At 64.5% G+C, this 2,806-nt stretch carries 2 protein-coding genes and 2 tRNA genes; 2 read left to right on the forward strand and 2 right to left on the reverse strand.

The annotated features are described in order from the left end of the window. Positions 1 to 5 precede the first annotated feature (5 nt). Positions 6 to 79 (reverse strand) — tRNA-Gly (locus V6M39_RS10010). 47 nt (positions 80 to 126) lie between these two features. Next, entirely contained in the window at positions 127 to 672 is a 546-nt protein-coding gene (locus tag V6M39_RS10015; protein ID WP_332643678.1) for a 4-amino-4-deoxy-L-arabinose transferase, read from the reverse strand. A gap of 31 nt (positions 673 to 703) precedes the next feature. Here V6M39_RS10015 and V6M39_RS10020 point away from each other — a divergent pair. Together V6M39_RS10020 and V6M39_RS10025 are read left to right on the forward strand one after the other, a co-directional pair. After that, positions 704 to 777, forward strand: a tRNA-Pro gene (locus V6M39_RS10020). A gap of 199 nt (positions 778 to 976) precedes the next feature. Beyond that, complete coding sequence (locus tag V6M39_RS10025; protein WP_332643679.1) at positions 977 to 2,614, forward strand: alkaline phosphatase D family protein; 1,638 nt, start codon at positions 977 to 979, stop codon at positions 2,612 to 2,614. The last annotated feature ends 192 nt before the right edge of the window (positions 2,615 to 2,806 follow it).

The following is a 2,806-nucleotide window of genomic DNA, read 5'->3' on the forward strand; positions in this document are numbered from 1 at the left end:
TACAGAGCGGACGACGAGACTCGAACTCGCAACATTCTGCTTGGAAGGCAGAGACTCTAACCAATTGAGTTACGTCCGCGAAGCCTTGCGGCAACGACATCCATCTTGCCATATCGCGAGCGTCACTCAGTCACCCGTGTCGATGATGCGGTCGGCGTGTATGCGGGTCTGCTCAGCCGCGAAATGCCGAGTCTCCTGCTCTGCCCAGATCTCCCAGAACGGCGCGTACACATCTCCGTCACGGGCAAGGGCTCGCTTGCGTCGAGCCTCCACCGGCGCCTCGACCCACAGCAGCAAGCTCAGGTATGGGCGAATCGTCGATGCACCACTGCCAACGCCATCGAGAATCAGCAAGGGAGCAGGCGGGACGTGCATCGTTGCACCCGGTCGATCGGCTTCCCAGTCCCAACGGTGCACTTCACCTATCTCGTCAGCGGCAATGCGATCGAGCACACGGCGCACCAGCGGGGGAGTCGCCTCGAGGCCGTGCCAGCCGGGATAGATGTCGTCGAGGTGCAGCAAGTCTGCGCCAGTCACGTCCGCGAGCTCTTTGGCGAAGCTCGTCTTGCCAGCGCCGCTCGGCCCGTCGAGGGCAATCACGGTCGTCGTTCCACAGGCGGGTTGCCGCTGCGCGATCAACGCGCTGAGCTCGGCGTACCGGTGGCGGTTCACCCTGCCAGTGTCCACTACAGTGATCTGGCTACGGGATGTAGCGCAGCTTGGTAGCGCGCGCCGTTTGGGGCGGTGAGGTCGCAGGTTCGAATCCTGTCATCCCGACGTAGTCGGATGACAGATTCTCGAATCCGGGGCCCCGGCCGTCTTCGGCTGGGGAGCATCCCGACTCGCTTCTTTACGCCCGTCAAAGGTGCACCAGACGTACCGCTAGCCGTCAGACGACGTTCACCTTCAACATCACGTTGAGACATCTGCGTACGCGGCAATGGGGTATGTGCGAAACAGCGCAGTCTCGGAAGTCTTGAATCGCCGCCAGTTCGTTGGCGGCAGTGTCGGCATCGCTGTCGGACTGGGCGTGCTGGGACCGGCGGCACTGTCGTCACCCGCGCCGGCGAGTGCCCCGTCGTTTTTTGCGCATGGAGTCGCGTCCGGTGACCCGCTGCCTGACGCCATCGTGCTCTGGACGCGCGTCACTCCCACGCCGCAGGCGACACCGGGTTCTGGGGTCGGACCCGCCGTCGCTGTGAGATGGGAGATCTCCGAGCTCAACGACTTCAGCCTGGTGGCCGACAGCGGCTCCCTGACGACCGGTCCCGCCCGCGACCACACGATCAAGGTCGACGCGAATGGCCTCAAGCCGGCAACCGACTACTACTTCCGGTTCTTCGCCGGTACGCACGAGTCGCCGGTGGGTCGGACGCGTACGGCACCGGCTCCCGACAGCGACCCAGGTGAGCTGCGGTTCGGGGTCGTGTCGTGCGCGAACTGGCAGGCGGGCTACTTCACGTCGTACCGCCACCTGGCCGAGCGCGGCGACCTGGACGCGATCATCCACCTCGGCGACTACCTGTACGAGTACCAGCCGGGGAAGTACTCGATGGGTCATCAGAACCGCGACGTACGCCGCCACCAACCGCCTCGCGAGATCATCAGCCTTGCCGATTACCGCGAGCGACACGGTCAGTACAAGACCGATCCCGACCTACAGGCGCTCCACGCTGCGCTGCCTTTCATCGTGACCTGGGACGACCACGAGGTCTGCGACGGCAACTGGGCAGAGGGAGCATTCGAGCATCAGAAGAACGAGGGTTCGTTCGCTGCGCGGCGCAGGGCGGCCCAGCGCGCGTACGACGAGTGGATGCCGGTGCGGATCTCCGGAACTGCAGTGATCGGCGATGGCACCCGTATGTATCGCCGCCTGCAGTTCGGCACGCTCGCGGACCTGTCGATGCTCGACCTGCGTACGTACCGCAGCGAACGGGTCGAGCCTGAAGACCCGGCGATCGATGCTGCAGGCCGCACGATCACGGGAGCGCGCCAACTTGGGTGGCTCGAGGAGAACCTGTCGACGACGCCGGCGCGCTGGAAGTTCATCGGCAACCCGGTCATGGTCGCTCCGGTGCTGTTGCCTCCCAGGCCGACAGCAGAGCAGTATGCGCTCAGCCAGACCGTGAGCTTCACGCCACTCGAGCCGTCGGCGCCCAACACCGACGTATGGGACGGCTACACAGCCGACAGGAAGCGGCTCCTCAACCACCTGGTGTCGGAGAAGATCGAAGACGTCGTGTTCCTCAGCGGTGACGTGCACACAGCATGGGCCAACGACGTACCGACCGAAGGCGGCACTCCGGTGGCGACCGAGCTCGTCTGCAGCTCGATCACGAGCAACAACGTCGACGACTTCATTGGGGTGGCGCCCCGCTCGCTCTCGCTCTCGCTCGAGGCAGCCATCCAGTCCGAGAACCCGCACGTACGGTTCGTGAACCTCGACGACCACGGCTATTGCGTGCTTCAGGTGACCAAGGCGCGGGTGCAGATGGATTGGTATGCGATCAGCGATCGGTCAGACAAGAACGCGACATCTCGGAAGCTGACTTCGTGGACTGTCGCATCGGGCGCCCCTCGGGTGCAGCCCACGACTCGCGCGATCCTGGCCTGATCGCCAAGCCTCAATTGGGGCCGAAACAGGGCGCATGAGAGACTGGTATTTCGCCGCGCCGCCGACTTGGAGTCGCCCGCTGCGCCCCCAAGCGCCACATCCCACATACGCAGGAGTCAGCACGTGAAAAGCAGCACCGAGTCCCTGAGCCCGACACGGGTCAAGCTCACCATCGAGGTGCCGTTCGAGGAG

The organism is Aeromicrobium sp. (assembly GCF_036675695.1).
Taxonomy (GTDB): Bacteria; Actinomycetota; Actinomycetes; order Propionibacteriales; family Nocardioidaceae; genus Aeromicrobium.